Here is a 13,914-nt window from a genome sequence, read left to right as displayed (position 1 = left end):
TCCGTGTCTGCAACCGGTGCCGTCACCGGGTGCAGCCGAACCTTTCAGCGTTTCCCGTAGCGCGCCGCCTCGATGGCCTCGAAGCGGGCGATGAATTCCCCTTGTACGACATGGGCGGGCTTCGGGTCGAGATCGAACTGTTCGGCATGAAAGCCGCGCGGCCGCCCGAAGAACTTCGCCGCCTCCGTTTCCGAAAAGCCGGCCAGCACGGTCGCCTCGAAATAGGCCGAGACGATATCGGCGCGCTTGATGGTGGCCTTGAGCGTCCTGGCGGTCAGTGCCGGCAGGCCGAAACGCAGGTGGATGGCCGCTTGCAGGCGTTCTTCCACCGCCTTGTAGCCACCGCCCATGACGGCCTTGAACGGCGAGATCATGTCGCCGATCACATATTCCGGCGCGTCGTGCAGCAAGGCTGTCAGCCGCTGCGCGGCGTTTGCGCCGGGCTTCATGGCGTGGAAAACCTGCTCCACGATCAGCGAATGCTGCGCCACGGAAAAGGCATGGTCGCCCGCCGTCTGCCCGTTCCAGCGCGCCACGCGCGCCAGCCCGTGGGCAATATCCACGATCTCGACATCCATCGGAGAAGGGTCCAGCAGGTCGAGCCTGCGCCCCGACAACATGCGCTGCCACGCCCGTGGCGGCGCTTCCGGCCGGTCAGCCATCCGCTTGCGAATCCTCGTTTGTCTCGGGGAAGCGGTAGGCGACATGCGGCGGCAGGGCAAGGGTCACCGTCACGTCGCCGGCGCGGATCGGCGTACCGGCATCCATCGCCGACTTCACCCGGTCGATCCGTGCCAGGGCCAGCCCGGATGTCCCGTCCACCGAGCCGAGCGCGCCCACCGGCTTGCCATCGGCTTCCAGCGGTGTGCCGGGCGCGGGCAGGGCGCCATCGCCGGAGATGGTCAGGATGCGCCGGCGTGCAGTGCCGCGATGCTGCATGCGCGACACCACTTCCTGGCCCACGAAGCAGCCCTTGCGGAAGGACACGCCTCCCGTCTGGTCCAGCCCCGCATCATGCGGAAAGGCGTCGCCCTCCTCATAGTCGACCCCGGCTTCCGCGACCCCATGGGCGATGCGCAGCGCCGTCCATGCGCCCGCGTCATCGCCCCCCTCGGGCGCGCCGTAGTGGCGCCAGACATCGACACCGGCAAACCGGCTGTCACGAAGGCTGTCTTCGCCGGGTGGGTCCATGTCCCAGGAAACGCTCGCTTCGGCCTGTTCCTCAACGGACAGGTCCACCTTGGAGCGAAGCTTGTAGAGCATGAGCCGGCGGGCGAAATCGCTGGCCGAAGCCGCCATGCAGTCCAGCCGGAACGCATCGTCACCACTGCGTGACACCAGGAAATCGAAGAGGATCTTGCCCTGCGGCGTCAGCAGGGCCCCCGGTGTGAGCACGCCGGGTTGCAGGCCGGCAATGTCGGTCGTCACCAGATTGTGCAGGAAATGCGCCGCTTCCGGTCCCTTGACCGTGATGAGCGAACGATTGTCGAGAAAGACCGATGGCATGGCATGTCTCCGGCGAGAAACAGGGCGCTGTGGGCAAGGCAGGTGCAGGCCCCATCTATGCGCGCATGAACTGTCAGGCAAGGGCGCCCGCGCGCCGGGCCGGGCTCAGTCGCCCGCCACGAAGAAGATCCAGCGCCCGTCCGGCGTGATGCCCGCACGGTAGAAGATATAGGCACCGAAGGCCTGCATGTCCTCGTAGTCGCCGGCCGTGACCAGCTTGAAAAGCTCCACTTTTTGCGGCGGCGTCAGCTTGTCCAGCGGCATGGCGTAGAAATAGGGCCAGACGTAAAGCTCCTGTTCGGTGCCCGCGTCCATGCGCACGAAACGGGCTTCCAGCACCTCCAGTAGAATGGCGAGAATTTCCTGGCCCTGACCGTCTCCGGACGCCCCGCGCAGGAAGGCGACAGGGTCGCCGTCGATACCGCCGAACGACAGCGACGTCATCGACTGTCCGGTACCCAGCAGCGGGCGCAGCTTTTCCAGGTCGCCCGTGCGCGCGGCATCCATGATGAGGGCACGCATGCGCTGCACCGGTTCGGGCAGGGCGGAAACATCGTCGAGGATGTCTGGGATCGGGATGGCGCGGGGCTGCACCACCTGATTGTCGGGTGCTTCCCCATTGCCGCTGCCATCGGGTTCCGGCTGCGGCTCGTTGGAAAGGGCAGGCAATTCGTCGGGCAGGGGCACCGGTTCCAGAATGACCGGCGGCGGCGCGGCCTTTTCGTCCGATGGGGCACCATCCTCTTCGGCAACGGGCGCCGTGTCGCGCTTGAGTTCGCTCAGCGCCGCGGCGGGAAGGGCCGCCCAGAGGAGGCACAGGAAGGAAATCAGGAAAGCGCTCGCCGCTCTGCCGGGACGAAGGTTCGCAAACATGTCAGGGGCCTCCCGCTCAGGCGAGAGGAAACGACGAAATCGCGCCCCCGTCAATGGCGCCGGATATCCGGGTCGAAGGCGCCGTTGAGCGCCTGCTCGCGCATCCGGTCAAGCAGCGTCAGCACGGCCTGTTCGCCCGAATCGCGGTGCAGTTCCTCCAGCGCGATGACAATGGCGGTTTCGGCAATGATCTCCGGCTCGATCCGGCCATGAGACCGGCCGCCCATGCCTCGTCGTGGCACTCGGTGGCCGAGATCCGCTTCTCCTCGCGGATCATGGCGTCGATATCATTGGCGGTATGCTGCATGATCTTGTCCCGGAATGACCTGGCCTTTTAAGCCTCGGTTAAGACTTGTAGCAGGGGCGGCGGGCTTGAACACCCCGTTGGTGAGGAAAAAGTTAACGCCCTGTCAAAAAACATGCTTTCCGGAAGGTTTATCCTCCGAAACGCACAACGATCTCGCGGCTCAGGGCCTCGCCCTCTTTCATGTAGCTCTCGATGGCGGCCATCGAGGCGTCGGTGCAGGTTGTGTGAATGGCCGCATAGCTGCGATAGCCGCGATTGAAGGCCGCCACATAGCGCTTGCGGCGCTCGCCTTCGGGCGATTCCGCTTCCAGCACGGCTTCCATCTGCCGGCGCCAGTCATTGCCCTTCTCACCGCACAGGTTGCGCAGGTAATGCAGCGAGCCGAGCACTTCCGAAAGCCGCAGCATCTTGTCGTCATAGGGCGCCGACTGGGCGAGCGCCGCCTGGGCGGCGGTAAGCAGGATCAGGCCGGAAAGGGCAGCGCGCGGAAACCTCATGCGCGCGGTTGTGCACCGCTTTTGCGGCGCTGGCAAGGCGGCCCGCCTCACCGCGCGGCGGCAATGGCGCGGGCGACCGCAAGCGTCGAATCGGTCACCGGAAGGCAGGCCATTTCGTCGAGTGTCAGCCATTCCGCCGTCTCGGCATCGTCGCCAGCCAGCGGCGTGCCGCCCGCATAGGTGCCGGTATGGACATGCAGCCGGTAAGTGACACCCGCACCCTCGCTGTCCAGCTCGACGATGCTGTGCAGCGCCAGCGGCCCGGCGGTCATGCCGGTTTCCTCCATCAGTTCGCGCCGCGCGGCCTCCTCCAGCGTCTCGCCGGCCTCCACGCGCCCGCCCGGAAAGGCATATTGGCCCTTGGCCGGCGCATTGCCGCGCCGCACCAGCAGGAAGCGGCCTTCATTGTGAATGGCGACGGAAACGGCAAGGCGGATGGGCAGACCGGTCATGGCCTTTCCTGTAGCGCACCCGGCGTCCCGGCGCCACCTGTGCTTGACCGGTCGCGGACCTTGGCGCAGGGTCGCGCCATGTGTGGACGTTTTTCATTGACGGCGGCGCCGGAGGAAGTGGAAGCGGTCTTCGGCCTGGCCGGGATCGAGGCCTTTCCGCCGCGCTACAATATCGCGCCCACGCAGCCCGTTCTCATCGTCACCGCCGGGCCGGTGCCGGACCCCGGCTCCAACCAGCCCGACCGCGTGGCCATGCTGGCACGCTGGGGCTTCACACCGTCCTGGGTGAAGGACCCGCGCGATTTTCCGCTTCTCATCAATGCCCGCTCGGAAACGGCAGCGCGGAAGAATTCGTTTCGCACCGCCATGCGCCACCGCCGCATGCTCGTGCCGGCCTCCGGCTTCTACGAATGGAAGCGCGAGGGCAAGGCCACGGCCCAGCCTTTCTGGGTGCGCCCGAAAGGCGGTGGCGTCGTCGCTTTTGCCGGGCTGTGGGAAACATGGGAAGGGCCGGAAGGCTCGGCGGTGGATACCGCCTGCATCCTGACGACGCGCGCCAACGCCGCCATCGCCGCCATTCACGACCGCATGCCGGTGGTCATCAGGCCGGAGGATTTCGCCCGCTGGCTGGATTGCCGCACGCAGGAGCCACGCGACGTGGCCGACCTGCTGGAGCCCGTGGAACCGGACTTCTTCGAGGCGATACCCGTATCGACGAAGGTCAACAAGGTGGCCAATGGCGGTCCGGACGTGCAGGACGCGATTGACCTGCCCGACGCACCGGAGCAAAAGGCGAAGGAGAAAGCCGCGCCGAAGAAGAAGGACGGCGGCCAGATGTCGCTTTTCTGATCGCCGGAGTGTGCCCCGCGTGAACGCCGTTCTACCCGCCGCCCTGTCGGGCTTCCTGCTTGGCGCCACGCTCATCATCGCCATTGGCGCGCAGAATGCCTTCATCCTGCGCCAGGGCCTGCTGCGTGAGCATGTTTTCCTGCTTTGCCTGATCTGCGCGCTCTGCGATGCTGCCCTCATTACCGCCGGCGTCGCCGGCCTCGGCACGCTCATCGCGCAGGCGCCCGTGCTGATCTGGTGGGTGACGCTGGGCGGCGCGCTGTTTCTCACCGTCTATGCCCTGATCGCCTTTCGCCGCGCCTTTCACCCCGGTGCGCTGCGCGCGGGGCCAGCCTCCGGCGGCAGTCTGAAACAGGCCGTGCTGACCTGCCTGGCATTCACCTTCCTCAATCCGCATGTCTATCTGGATACCGTGGTGCTTCTGGGCTCGCTTTCGGCCCGCCATGCCGGGCAGGCGCGCCTTGCATACGGGCTTGGCGCCGCTGCGGCCTCCTTCGTATGGTTCTTTGCGCTGGGCTACGGCGCACGCCTGCTTCAGCCGGTCTTTGCCCGTCCGTCCGCGTGGCGGGTGCTCGATGTGCTCATCGGCCTTGTCATGGCCGGTCTTGCCGCCAGCCTTTACGCGCGGCTCTGATCAGGCCGGCATCGTCGGATCAGGGGCAGTCGCTGTCGCGCACATAACGTGCCTTGACCCACCCTTTTGTCACGCGGTCGCCATCGTAATGGGTGACGGGACACCACCGGCTGCCCCATGGCCGCGACAGCGGGATGCAGGTGTCATCGAGATGGATGATGCCATGGGCGCCGGGCCTGAGCCGGTCGACGATCCGCGACGAGGCGGAAGGCCTGGCGCGCATGTTCAACACATCCCGGGAATCGACGTTCACCACGTAAAGGCAGCCCGGCCCGGATGTCGCATGGGCGGGGAAGGGCACGGCGAAAAGGGCGAGAGCCAGCAGCAGACGCTTCATCGCAGATCTCCGGTCTTTCAAGGCCCCATGTGAATTTATCATGGGAAAGGCCTGAGGCAACGTGAAAAGCGTTGGCTTCGCTCCCGCCGCTTGTCGTCAGTGGCGCGCCTTGCGGCTCTTGGCACCGGCGGTCTTGCCGGCATAGATGAGCGCCGCGCAGACGGCGCCCGATCCCAGTTTGCCATAGCGTTCCGAAAGGCCGGAATCGCCCCAGCGCGCCTGCCGGGCCGGCGTTTTCGCCGTGACGGTGTTGGTGTTCGTCTGTTTCATGGCGTCACCTGCATTGTCGCATGACCTGTTTCCAGTATGCGGCCGGGAATGAAACAGCCGGTTAACGAACCGGTTAACCGGCGTTAACGCTTTGCGGGCTTCTTGGCGCCAGCCAGCAGCGCGGCACGAATGGCGGCCGGTCCTATGGCGCCATAATGCATGACGAAGGAATCGGCGGGTTTCGGGCGCTCGGCGGCTTGTTTGCCGGACATGTCTTGTCTCCGTTGGTGTCAATGGCTTACGTTTCGTCATCTGGGTACGGATCTGGGCAAATCGGCGGCAAAAGCGCGGCCTTTCGAAGAAATCGCAATTGTGTCTTCGCCTGCGCCGTCACTGTTGCGCAAACGCCACGCGCAGCTTGATTTTCCCGCTTGACCCGCCATCCTCCCTTGGCGATAACCCTTGCCCATGAAAACGGATCTGCGCGCTCGCGCCATTTGCATTTGCGGGATCATTATCAGCTAGCACTTCGCTGGCCGGCCGTTTTCGTCCTCACGACAAGCCCTTGAGACAAACGCCCCGGCCAGCAGGCGGGCGGCATCATGCCGCGCGAACGGGGAAAGAGGATCATGGCGGACAACGGCTTTCGCGGCCTTCGCATCACCAACACGCTGACGCGGCGCAAGGAGGATTTCATCCCCGCCGACCCGGACAACGTGCGCATGTATGTCTGCGGCCCCACGGTCTACGACCATGCCCATATCGGCAATGCGCGCCCGGCCATCGTCTTCGACGTGCTGTTCCGCCTGCTGCGCCATCTCTACGGCGCCGATCACGTCACCTATGTGCGCAACATCACCGACGTCGACGACAAGATCAACGCCCGCGCGCTGCGCGACTTCGGCGGCGAGATCGACGCCGGCCGCATGACGCTGAACGAGGCCATCCGCCAGGTGACGGAGCGCACCTACGACCAATATCACCGGGACGTCGCGGCGCTGGGTTGCCTGCCACCCACGCAGGAGCCGCGCGCCACCGAGCACATCGCCGGCATGGTGGCCATGATCCAGGGCCTGCTCGACCGTGGCCACGCCTATGTCGCGCAAGGTGCGGAGGGCCGCGAGGTGCTGTTCGAGACCGGCTCCATGGCCGATTACGGACAGTTGTCGAAGCGCCGGCTGGAGGACCAGCAGGCCGGCGCGCGCATCGAGGTGAAGGACCACAAGCGCGCTCCGTCCGATTTCGTGCTGTGGAAGGAATCCGCTGCCACCGAACCCGGCTGGGACGGGGATTTCACCGTCGAGGGCAAACCGTTGCGTATCCACGGCCGCCCCGGCTGGCACATCGAATGCTCGGTCATGTCCAAGGCTTTTCTCGGCGAGACCTTCGACATTCACGGCGGCGGGCTGGACCTCATCTTTCCCCACCACGAGAACGAGATCGCCCAGTCGCGCTGCGCCCATGGCACGGACGTGATGGCGAAATACTGGATGCACAACGGCTTTCTCCAGGTCGAGGGCCGCAAGATGTCCAAGTCAGAAGGCAATTTCGTCACCATCCACGACCTGCTGGAAACGGAGAAATTCGGCGGCCGCAAATGGCCGGGCGAAGTGCTCCGCCTCGCCATGCTGATGACGCATTACAAGGAACCGATCGACTTCTCCGTGCGCCGGCTGGAGGAAGCCGGCAATGTTCTTGCCAAGATGCAACGCCGCGTCGGCGATGCGGACGCCGGATCGCCGGATGCCGTTGTCGATGCCCTCGGGGATGACCTGAACATCACCGCGGCACTCTCCGCCATGAATGCCATGGCGGGCAGGCCGCTGGCCGATGCGCTGGATTTTCTCGGCCTTCCGGCTTCGGCGCAGGCGAATGTGGATGAAAGCGAGATCGCGGCCATCGTCGAGGCCCGTCTCGCCTTCATTCGCGAGAAGAACTGGGCCGAGGCCGACCGCATCCGCGACGAGCTTCTCGGACAGGGCATCCAGTTGAAGGATGGCAAGGACAAGGACACCGGCGAGCGCGTGACAACCTGGGAAGTGAAGCGGTGAGGGCACGGCGCGCCGTGCAGGCGCACCCCCCTCTGCCCTGCCGGGCATCTCCCCACAAGGGGGAGATCGGTAATTCGCTCGTCGAGCGCGTCCTGGATAAGGCTTTCGTCCCTTGCAGACGATGGAACTTTGGGCAGCAATCGCTCCACAGTCGATCTCCCCTTGTGGGGGAGATGCCCGGCAGGGCAGAGGGGGAGATCGTATGAACAGCTGATATTGCCCGTAATTCGTCTGCCGGGAATCGGGAGAACATTGAACCGTGAGCCGCTGAGGCCGGTGACAGCCGATCTCCCCTTTGCGGGAGATGCCCGGCAGGGCAGAGGGGGGTGATCATGCCATCACATGCGCTTGTTCCCGAGTTTCTCCGGCGAAATGCCAAGCGCATGCGCAAGGACATGACAGATGCCGAACTCAGGTTATGGAACCAATTGCGCGCCCATCGCCTGATGGGGCTGGGTTTCGGAGGCAGTATCCGATCCGGAACGACATCGCGGATTTCGCTTGCCCTGATCATCGGCTGATCGTCGAACTGGACGGAACTCAACACGGCGACCCTATAGTTGCTGCCCGTGATAGCGAATGGACGCGGGCCCTTGAGCAGGATGGCTGGACCGTTCTTCGCTTCTGGAATGACGATGTATGAACTTGAAGCTGTAATCACATGCGGGGTGCGGCCGTGAGTTTGATTTCCTTTTCGCATCCGGACTTGCCGGAACGCGCCATGGAGGCGCACCCCCTCTGCCCTCGGGCATCTCCCCCACAAGCGGGGAACGGAAATCGCTCGTCAACCGTCGGGAGACGATGGAACTTTGGGCAGCAATCGCTCCACAGTCGATCTCCCCCCTTGTGGGGGAGATGCCCGGCAGGGCAGAGGGGGGAGATCGTATGAACAGCTGATATTGCCCGTAATTCGTCTGCCGGGAATCGGGAGAACATTGAACCGTGAGCCGCTGAGGCCGGTGACAGCCGATCTCCCCCCTTGTGGGGGAGATGCCCGGCAGGGCAGAGGGGGGTAATGATGCAGACCGATCAGCAGAAACAGGCCACGCAGATGCCGAAATGGCTGTTCTACGGCCTCGTCGCCAAGGGTGTTCTGGTGGTGGTGATCACCGCCGCCGTTCTGTGGTATGCGGGTGTATTCGGGTGAGGGGGCAGGAACCATGACCAGCGAGCGCATCTATCTTTTCGACACGACATTGCGCGACGGCCAGCAGACGCCGGGCGTGGACTTCTCGGTGGAAGACAAGATCGCCATCGCGAAAATGCTCGATGACTTCGGCATCGACTATGTCGAGGGCGGCTATCCGGGCGCCAATCCCACCGACACGGCCTTCTTCGCGAAGAAGCGCACCCAGGCCGCGAAATTCGTCGCTTTCGGCATGACCAAGCGCGCCGGCATCTCCGCCTCCAACGATCCGGGCCTGACCGCCCTTGTCCAGGCTGCGTCGGATGCCATCTGCTTCGTGGCGAAAAGCTGGGACTACCACGTGCGCGTGGCGCTCGGCTGCACCAACGAGGAAAATCTCGAATGCATCGCCGCCTCCGTCGCGGCAACGGTCGCCGCCGGCAAGGAAGCCATGGTCGATTGCGAGCATTTCTTCGACGGCTACAAGGCCAATCCGGATTATGCGCTGGCCTGCGCCAGGACCGCCTTTGACGCGGGCGCACGCTGGATCGTGCTGTGCGACACCAATGGCGGCACGCTGCCTGCAGAAATACGCGAGATCGTGCGGGCGGTGATCGCCGCCGGTGTGCCCGGAGATCGCCTCGGCATCCATGCCCATGACGACACCGGCCAGGCCGTGGCCAATTCGCTGGCCGCCATCGAGGCCGGCTGCCGCCAGGTGCAGGGCACGTTGAACGGCATTGGCGAACGCTGCGGCAATGCCAACCTCATCGCCATCATCCCCACCCTGATGCTGAAATCCGCCTATGCCGGCCGCTTCGAGACCGGCATCACGGCAGAAGCACTGGCCGGCATCACGCGGCTTTCGCGCGGCTTCGACGAATTGCTGAACCGCGCGCCGGACGCGCAACTGCCCTATGTCGGCGCCTCGGCCTTCGCCACCAAGGCCGGCATCCATGCCTCCGCGCTGCTGAAGGAGCCGGAAACCTATGAGCATGTGCCGCCGGAAACGGTGGGCAACACGCGCCGGGTCATGGTCTCGGACCAGGGCGGAAAATCCAACTTCATCAACGAGTTGAAGCGCCGCGGCATTGCCGTCGCCAAGGATGATCCGCGCCTCGACACGCTTATCTCGCTGGTCAAGGAGCGCGAGGCCCAGGGCTATTCCTACGAGGGCGCGGACGCGTCCTTCGAACTGCTGGCGCGGCGCACGCTGGGCGAGGTGCCGCATTTCTTCAAGGTGGAAAGCTTCCGCTGCATGGTGGAGCGCCGCTTCGATGCCAACGGGCAATTGAAAACGGTGTCGGAAGCCATCGTGCGCGTCGAGGTAGACGGCGAGCAGAAACTGTCGGTGGCCGAGGGCCATGGCCCGGTCAACGCGCTGGACATCGCGCTGCGCAAGGATCTCGGCCGCTTCCAGGACGAGATCGGCGACCTGGAACTGGCCGATTACAAGGTGCGCATCCTCAATGGCGGCACCGAGGCGATTACCCGCGTGCTGATCGAATCGACCGACGCGACCGATGCCCGCTGGTGGACGGTCGGCGTCTCCGACAACATCATCGACGCTTCTTTCCAGGCGCTGATGGATTCCATCGTCTACAAGCTGATGAAGAACCGCGAACTGGCCGGCCTGATGGCGGCGGAGTAGCGGCCGGCATCTTGCCGCACCGCTTCGCTTCAACGTCCCGCGTCTCACCCATCAGCTTTTCTGGCTGGTCGCGCCGGACCGTCTGTGCCAAGGAGCGGCCCTGGAGGGTCATCCATGGCTGACGACAAGACCGCGCCGCAAGCGCCGGCGGACAATCGCGACACGCTGGACGGCTTCCTGTTCGCGCTCGCCGCCTACCTGATGTGGGGCTTCCTGCCCTTCTACATGAAGGCACTGGCCCATGTGCCCGCAGCCGAAGTGGTGGCCCATCGCGCGCTCTGGTCCGTGCCGATTGCCGGCGTGGTGCTGGTTGCGCTGCGCCGCACGGCCGATCTGAAGGCAGCGCTCCGCTCCTGGCCCATGATCCGCATGGCCATGCTGACAGCCGGACTCATTTCCATCAACTGGGGCGTCTATGTCTGGGCCGTCGGCAACGGGCGCACGGTGGAGACGGCGCTCGGCTACTACATAAACCCGCTATTTTCGGTGCTGCTGGCAGCCACGCTGCTCAAGGAGCGGCTGAATCGCGCGCAATGGGTCGCCATCGCCTTCGCGGTGGTCGCCGTGGCGATCCTGACGGTGGAGAGCGGCGGCCTTCCCTGGGTCTCGCTGGCGCTGTGCGTGTCCTGGGGCTTCTATGCCTTTTTCCGCAAGACGTTGCCCATAGGCCCGAACCAGGGCTTCCTGCTGGAAGTGCTGATCCTGTCGCCCTTCGCGCTCGGCTACCTCATCTGGCTGTCGCTGACCGGGCAGAACCATTTCGCCGGCGGCGACTGGCGCGACATGGCGCTGCTGGCCGGTGCCGGCCTCGTCACCGCGGTGCCGCTCATTTCCTATGCCAACGGCGCCAAGCGGCTGCGCCTGTCGACCATCGGCATCATGCAGTACATCGCGCCGTCGATAATCTTCATCATCGCCGTCTTCGCCTTCCGCGAACCGTTCGACATGACGCGCCTCGTCGCCTTCGGCTTCATCTGGGCCGCGCTGGTCATCTATAGCTGGTCCATGGCATCGGGCGCGCGCCGCGCCCGCGCCCGCCTGCCCGACGTGGAGCCGGGGCAGAAGACCTGAGACGCGCCGGGGCAGGGCCGCTTCAGCCGCCGTCGGCCCAGCGGGTGCGGTAGAGGTCGAAGCGGCGGTCGCGCAGGTTACGCACGGAGCCTTGCGCGCGCGCCCATTGCACCGTGGCGAGATTGAGGTCGGCTACCGTGATCATCTCCACGTTCTCGCTGGCTTCCGCCGCGATGCCGTCGCGCGCGAAGGGGAAGTCGCAGGGCGTGAAAACCGCCGACTGGGCATACTGGATGTCGAGATTCGACACATTGTCGAGATTGCCCACCATGCCCGACGTGACCACGTAGCTCTGATTTTCGATGGCGCGGGCCTGGCAGCAATATCGCACCCGCAGGTAGCCGTGGCGCGTATCGGTGTTGAAGGGCACGAAGAGGATGCGCGCGCCCTGGTCCGTCAGCCGCCGCGCGATTTCGGGAAATTCGGAATCGTAGCAGATCATCACGCCCACCGGCCCGCAATCGGTCTCGATCACGTCCACTCCGTCGCCGCCCTGCACGTTCCAGGCCTCCCGCTCGTCGGGCGTGGGGTGGATCTTCTCGCGCACATGCACCGAACCGTCGCGCAGGAAGACATGGCAGACATTGCGGATCTCGCCATCCTCGCCCAGCACCGGGTGGGAACCGCCAATGATGTTGATCGCCCGCTGGATGGCCATCTGGCGCATCCGTTCGACCAGCGTGTCGGTGTGTTCGGCGGCGCGCCGGATCGCCGGTTCCGGCGCCAGTTCCTCCTCTTCCACCGACAGCAATTGCAGGGAGAAATATTCCGGAAACACGACGAAATCCGCGCCGTAATCGGAAGCGACGGTAACGAAGTAATCCACCGCCTTGTAAAACGCGCCGGTGTCGGACAGCGTGCGCGCCTGCATCTGCACGGTCGCCACGCGCACCACTTCCGGGTTGGCCCGCGTCACCGGCTGGTTCTCGATGGAGGCATGCAGATAAGGATTGCGCCAGACCATCAGCACCGCGTGACCGCCAGACGGCGTGTCGTCGGGATTGTAGTCCTTCAGCGCCATGACCGGCTCGAAGCCGGCCCGCATCTGGAAGCTCATCACGCTGTCGCGGATGTCGCCGGCCATCACCGCTTCCACATAGGCCTGCGGATCGGGATAGTGCTTGCGCTTGCGGGCAAAGCCCGGAATGCGCCCGCCAAAGGCAATGCCCTTCAGGCCCAGTTCGGTGGCCAGCCGTTCGCGCGCCTGATAGAGGCGCTTGCCGATGCGCAGCCGGCGGTAGTCGGGATGCACCATCACCTCGATGCCGTAGAGCCAGTCGCCGCCGGCGAAATGCTGGCTGGCATAGCCGCCACCGGTCACCTCCGACCAGCTATGGGCACGCATCACACGGGATTCGCGCAGGATCAGCGAGGCCGCATAACCCACCACCACGCCCTCGTAGAGCGCGACGAACTGCCCTTCGGCAAAGGCATTGATATGGCCGCGGATCATGCCGGGCGTGTAGGCCGTTTCCTGCGGATAGACCCGCCGGCACAGCGCGATGATGCCGTCGATGTCGCCCTTGCGGGCATTGCGCACTTCAAGCGCCGGCCGTGTCGTGTCTGTCATGGCTCATGTCCCGTGTTGGGCTGGCAATGCCGGCAAGCGGAGTGCCCTGGCCGTCCTGGCCGCAGGCCGGGCTTACAGGCGTTCGATCACCGCCGGTTCGCCTGCCGGCGTCTCGGCTTGGCGCGCGGCTTCCAGGACGGCGGGCACGATATCCCCCACCGTATCGATCACCAGCGGCCTCACCCGGTTCGCGGTATGGATGAAACCTTCCGTCCTCATGTGGTCCATCATCTCGACCATTGGACCCCAGTAGCCGCCGATATTGCCGAAAACCATCGGCTTGGTGTGGTGGCCAAGCTGCGCCCAGGTCATCATTTCCACGATCTCCTCCACGGTGCCGATGCCTCCGGGCATGGCGACAAAGGCGTCGGAACGCTGGAACAGCGCATGCTTGCGCTCGTGCATGGTCTCGGTGACGACCAGTTCGTCAAGGTTGTTGCCGGCTGCCTCCGGTGCTTCCTTGCGCATCAGGAAGCGTGGGATGATGCCGGTAATCTTGCCGCCATGGGCGACCGCGCCCTCGGCCACGGCACCCATGATGCCGCGTGTGCCGCCGCCGTAGACCAGCCTGAGACCCGCCTCGGCAATGGCCTGGCCAAGCCGAAAGCCGGCCTCGCGATAGATTTCTCTGGCTCCATCGGAAGAACCGCAATAAACGCAAATGGAAGATATCGTGATCATGGCCTTCTTTTTGTCCTTCGAGGCGAGGGCGGTCAAGAGCGCGAAAGGCGCGGCGCACCGGGTTTCTTGAGGCCCGGGGCGACTGGGTCTAAAAGGGCG

17 protein-coding genes and 1 pseudogene are annotated in these 13,914 nt (G+C 64.9%); 7 read left to right on the top strand and 11 right to left on the bottom strand.

The window, feature by feature from the left end:
• Nucleotides 1–44: 44 nt before the first annotated feature.
• The 6 genes from R3D65_RS02290 to R3D65_RS02265 all read right to left on the bottom strand — a co-directional run bounded on the left by R3D65_RS02290 (nucleotide 45) and on the right by R3D65_RS02265 (nucleotide 3,635).
• Nucleotides 45–662, bottom strand: coding sequence for a hydrolase (locus tag R3D65_RS02290; protein WP_371273610.1), 618 nt, complete (start codon nucleotides 660–662; stop codon nucleotides 45–47).
• Nucleotides 655–1,506 (bottom strand): folate-binding protein YgfZ, encoded by an 852-nt coding sequence (locus tag R3D65_RS02285; RefSeq protein ID WP_371273609.1) that lies wholly within the window; start codon nucleotides 1,504–1,506, stop codon nucleotides 655–657. Before R3D65_RS02285 ends, R3D65_RS02290 begins: the two co-directional genes overlap by 8 nt.
• 105 nt (nucleotides 1,507–1,611) lie before the next feature.
• Nucleotides 1,612–2,379, bottom strand: coding sequence for a hypothetical protein (locus R3D65_RS02280; RefSeq protein ID WP_371273608.1), 768 nt, complete (start codon nucleotides 2,377–2,379; stop codon nucleotides 1,612–1,614).
• A 50-nt stretch (nucleotides 2,380–2,429) separates the two neighbouring features.
• Nucleotides 2,430–2,606, bottom strand: a complete 177-nt coding sequence (locus R3D65_RS02275; RefSeq protein ID WP_371273606.1) for a hypothetical protein — start codon at nucleotides 2,604–2,606, stop codon at nucleotides 2,430–2,432.
• A 208-nt stretch (nucleotides 2,607–2,814) separates the two neighbouring features.
• A complete protein-coding gene (locus R3D65_RS02270; RefSeq protein WP_371273605.1) occupies nucleotides 2,815–3,183 on the bottom strand; it encodes a TIGR02301 family protein in 369 nt (122 codons plus the stop codon).
• A 47-nt stretch (nucleotides 3,184–3,230) separates the two neighbouring features.
• Nucleotides 3,231–3,635, bottom strand: coding sequence for an NUDIX hydrolase (locus R3D65_RS02265; RefSeq protein ID WP_371273604.1), 405 nt, complete (start codon nucleotides 3,633–3,635; stop codon nucleotides 3,231–3,233).
• A gap of 78 nt (nucleotides 3,636–3,713) precedes the next feature.
• Between R3D65_RS02265 and R3D65_RS02260 the strand changes: the two genes are divergently transcribed.
• Together R3D65_RS02260 and R3D65_RS02255 are read left to right on the top strand one after the other, a co-directional pair.
• Complete coding sequence (locus R3D65_RS02260; RefSeq protein WP_371273603.1) at nucleotides 3,714–4,484, top strand: SOS response-associated peptidase; 771 nt, start codon at nucleotides 3,714–3,716, stop codon at nucleotides 4,482–4,484.
• Between the two features lie 19 nt (nucleotides 4,485–4,503).
• Nucleotides 4,504–5,118 carry a LysE/ArgO family amino acid transporter gene (locus R3D65_RS02255; RefSeq protein WP_371273602.1) on the top strand — a complete coding sequence of 205 codons (615 nt, stop codon included), beginning with the start codon at nucleotides 4,504–4,506 and terminating at the stop codon, nucleotides 5,116–5,118.
• A gap of 19 nt (nucleotides 5,119–5,137) precedes the next feature.
• Here the strand turns inward: R3D65_RS02255 and R3D65_RS02250 are convergent, their stop codons facing one another.
• The 3 genes from R3D65_RS02250 to R3D65_RS02240 all read right to left on the bottom strand — a co-directional run bounded on the left by R3D65_RS02250 (nucleotide 5,138) and on the right by R3D65_RS02240 (nucleotide 5,937).
• Entirely contained in the window at nucleotides 5,138–5,455 is a 318-nt protein-coding gene (locus R3D65_RS02250; protein WP_371273601.1) for an SH3 domain-containing protein, read from the bottom strand.
• Between the two features lie 96 nt (nucleotides 5,456–5,551).
• Nucleotides 5,552–5,725: a hypothetical protein gene (locus R3D65_RS02245; RefSeq protein ID WP_371273600.1), complete on the bottom strand. Its 174-nt coding sequence runs from the start codon at nucleotides 5,723–5,725 to the stop codon at nucleotides 5,552–5,554.
• An 83-nt stretch (nucleotides 5,726–5,808) separates the two neighbouring features.
• On the bottom strand, nucleotides 5,809–5,937 hold the full coding sequence (locus tag R3D65_RS02240; RefSeq protein ID WP_371273599.1) for a hypothetical protein: 129 nt from the start codon (nucleotides 5,935–5,937) through the stop codon (nucleotides 5,809–5,811).
• A gap of 357 nt (nucleotides 5,938–6,294) precedes the next feature.
• Between R3D65_RS02240 and cysS the strand changes: the two genes are divergently transcribed.
• From cysS to rarD, 5 genes and pseudogenes are all read left to right on the top strand, one after another.
• Nucleotides 6,295–7,716, top strand: a complete 1,422-nt coding sequence (gene cysS / locus R3D65_RS02235; RefSeq protein WP_371273598.1) for a cysteine--tRNA ligase — start codon at nucleotides 6,295–6,297, stop codon at nucleotides 7,714–7,716.
• Nucleotides 7,717–8,099: 383 nt separating this feature from the next.
• A pseudogene (locus R3D65_RS02230) lies at nucleotides 8,100–8,359 on the top strand (endonuclease domain-containing protein).
• Between the two features lie 372 nt (nucleotides 8,360–8,731).
• Nucleotides 8,732–8,863 carry a hypothetical protein gene (locus tag R3D65_RS02225; protein WP_371273597.1) on the top strand — a complete coding sequence of 44 codons (132 nt, stop codon included), beginning with the start codon at nucleotides 8,732–8,734 and terminating at the stop codon, nucleotides 8,861–8,863.
• Between the two features lie 13 nt (nucleotides 8,864–8,876).
• Nucleotides 8,877–10,493: a citramalate synthase gene (gene cimA, locus R3D65_RS02220; protein WP_371273596.1), complete on the top strand. Its 1,617-nt coding sequence runs from the start codon at nucleotides 8,877–8,879 to the stop codon at nucleotides 10,491–10,493.
• A gap of 114 nt (nucleotides 10,494–10,607) precedes the next feature.
• On the top strand, nucleotides 10,608–11,564 hold the full coding sequence (rarD, locus tag R3D65_RS02215) for an EamA family transporter RarD (protein ID WP_371273595.1): 957 nt from the start codon (nucleotides 10,608–10,610) through the stop codon (nucleotides 11,562–11,564).
• Nucleotides 11,565–11,586: 22 nt separating this feature from the next.
• On the opposite strand, the gene R3D65_RS02210 is transcribed toward rarD, so the two are convergent.
• Complete coding sequence (locus R3D65_RS02210) at nucleotides 11,587–13,134, bottom strand: GNAT family N-acetyltransferase (RefSeq protein WP_371273594.1); 1,548 nt, start codon at nucleotides 13,132–13,134, stop codon at nucleotides 11,587–11,589.
• 72 nt (nucleotides 13,135–13,206) lie between these two features.
• Nucleotides 13,207–13,815 (bottom strand): TIGR00730 family Rossman fold protein, encoded by a 609-nt coding sequence (locus R3D65_RS02205; protein WP_371273593.1) that lies wholly within the window; start codon nucleotides 13,813–13,815, stop codon nucleotides 13,207–13,209.
• Nucleotides 13,816–13,914 lie beyond the last annotated feature (99 nt).

Source organism: Zhengella sp. (assembly GCF_041397485.1).
In the GTDB taxonomy this organism is placed as follows: Bacteria; Pseudomonadota; Alphaproteobacteria; order Rhizobiales; family Rhizobiaceae; genus Zhengella.
This window is presented reverse-complemented; position numbering and strand designations above follow the sequence as displayed.

Excerpts from the sequence above, each read along its gene's own strand:
- R3D65_RS02290 (WP_371273610.1), bottom strand. The coding sequence starts at position 662 with ATGGCTGACCGGCCGGAAGCGCCGCCACGGGCGTGGCAGCGCATGTTG.
- R3D65_RS02285 (WP_371273609.1), bottom strand. The coding sequence starts at position 1,506 with ATGCCATCGGTCTTTCTCGACAATCGTTCGCTCATCACGGTCAAGGGA.
- R3D65_RS02280 (WP_371273608.1), bottom strand. The coding sequence starts at position 2,379 with ATGTTTGCGAACCTTCGTCCCGGCAGAGCGGCGAGCGCTTTCCTGATT.
- R3D65_RS02275 (WP_371273606.1), bottom strand. The coding sequence starts at position 2,606 with ATGGGCGGCCGGTCTCATGGCCGGATCGAGCCGGAGATCATTGCCGAA.
- R3D65_RS02270 (WP_371273605.1), bottom strand. The coding sequence starts at position 3,183 with ATGAGGTTTCCGCGCGCTGCCCTTTCCGGCCTGATCCTGCTTACCGCC.
- R3D65_RS02265 (WP_371273604.1), bottom strand. The coding sequence starts at position 3,635 with ATGACCGGTCTGCCCATCCGCCTTGCCGTTTCCGTCGCCATTCACAAT.
- R3D65_RS02260 (WP_371273603.1), top strand. The coding sequence starts at position 3,714 with ATGTGTGGACGTTTTTCATTGACGGCGGCGCCGGAGGAAGTGGAAGCG.
- R3D65_RS02250 (WP_371273601.1), bottom strand. The coding sequence starts at position 5,455 with ATGAAGCGTCTGCTGCTGGCTCTCGCCCTTTTCGCCGTGCCCTTCCCC.
- R3D65_RS02245 (WP_371273600.1), bottom strand. The coding sequence starts at position 5,725 with ATGAAACAGACGAACACCAACACCGTCACGGCGAAAACGCCGGCCCGG.
- R3D65_RS02240 (WP_371273599.1), bottom strand. The coding sequence starts at position 5,937 with ATGTCCGGCAAACAAGCCGCCGAGCGCCCGAAACCCGCCGATTCCTTC.
- cysS (WP_371273598.1), top strand. The coding sequence starts at position 6,295 with ATGGCGGACAACGGCTTTCGCGGCCTTCGCATCACCAACACGCTGACG.
- R3D65_RS02225 (WP_371273597.1), top strand. The coding sequence starts at position 8,732 with ATGATGCAGACCGATCAGCAGAAACAGGCCACGCAGATGCCGAAATGG.
- cimA (WP_371273596.1), top strand. The coding sequence starts at position 8,877 with ATGACCAGCGAGCGCATCTATCTTTTCGACACGACATTGCGCGACGGC.
- rarD (WP_371273595.1), top strand. The coding sequence starts at position 10,608 with ATGGCTGACGACAAGACCGCGCCGCAAGCGCCGGCGGACAATCGCGAC.
- R3D65_RS02210 (WP_371273594.1), bottom strand. The coding sequence starts at position 13,134 with ATGACAGACACGACACGGCCGGCGCTTGAAGTGCGCAATGCCCGCAAG.
- R3D65_RS02205 (WP_371273593.1), bottom strand. The coding sequence starts at position 13,815 with ATGATCACGATATCTTCCATTTGCGTTTATTGCGGTTCTTCCGATGGA.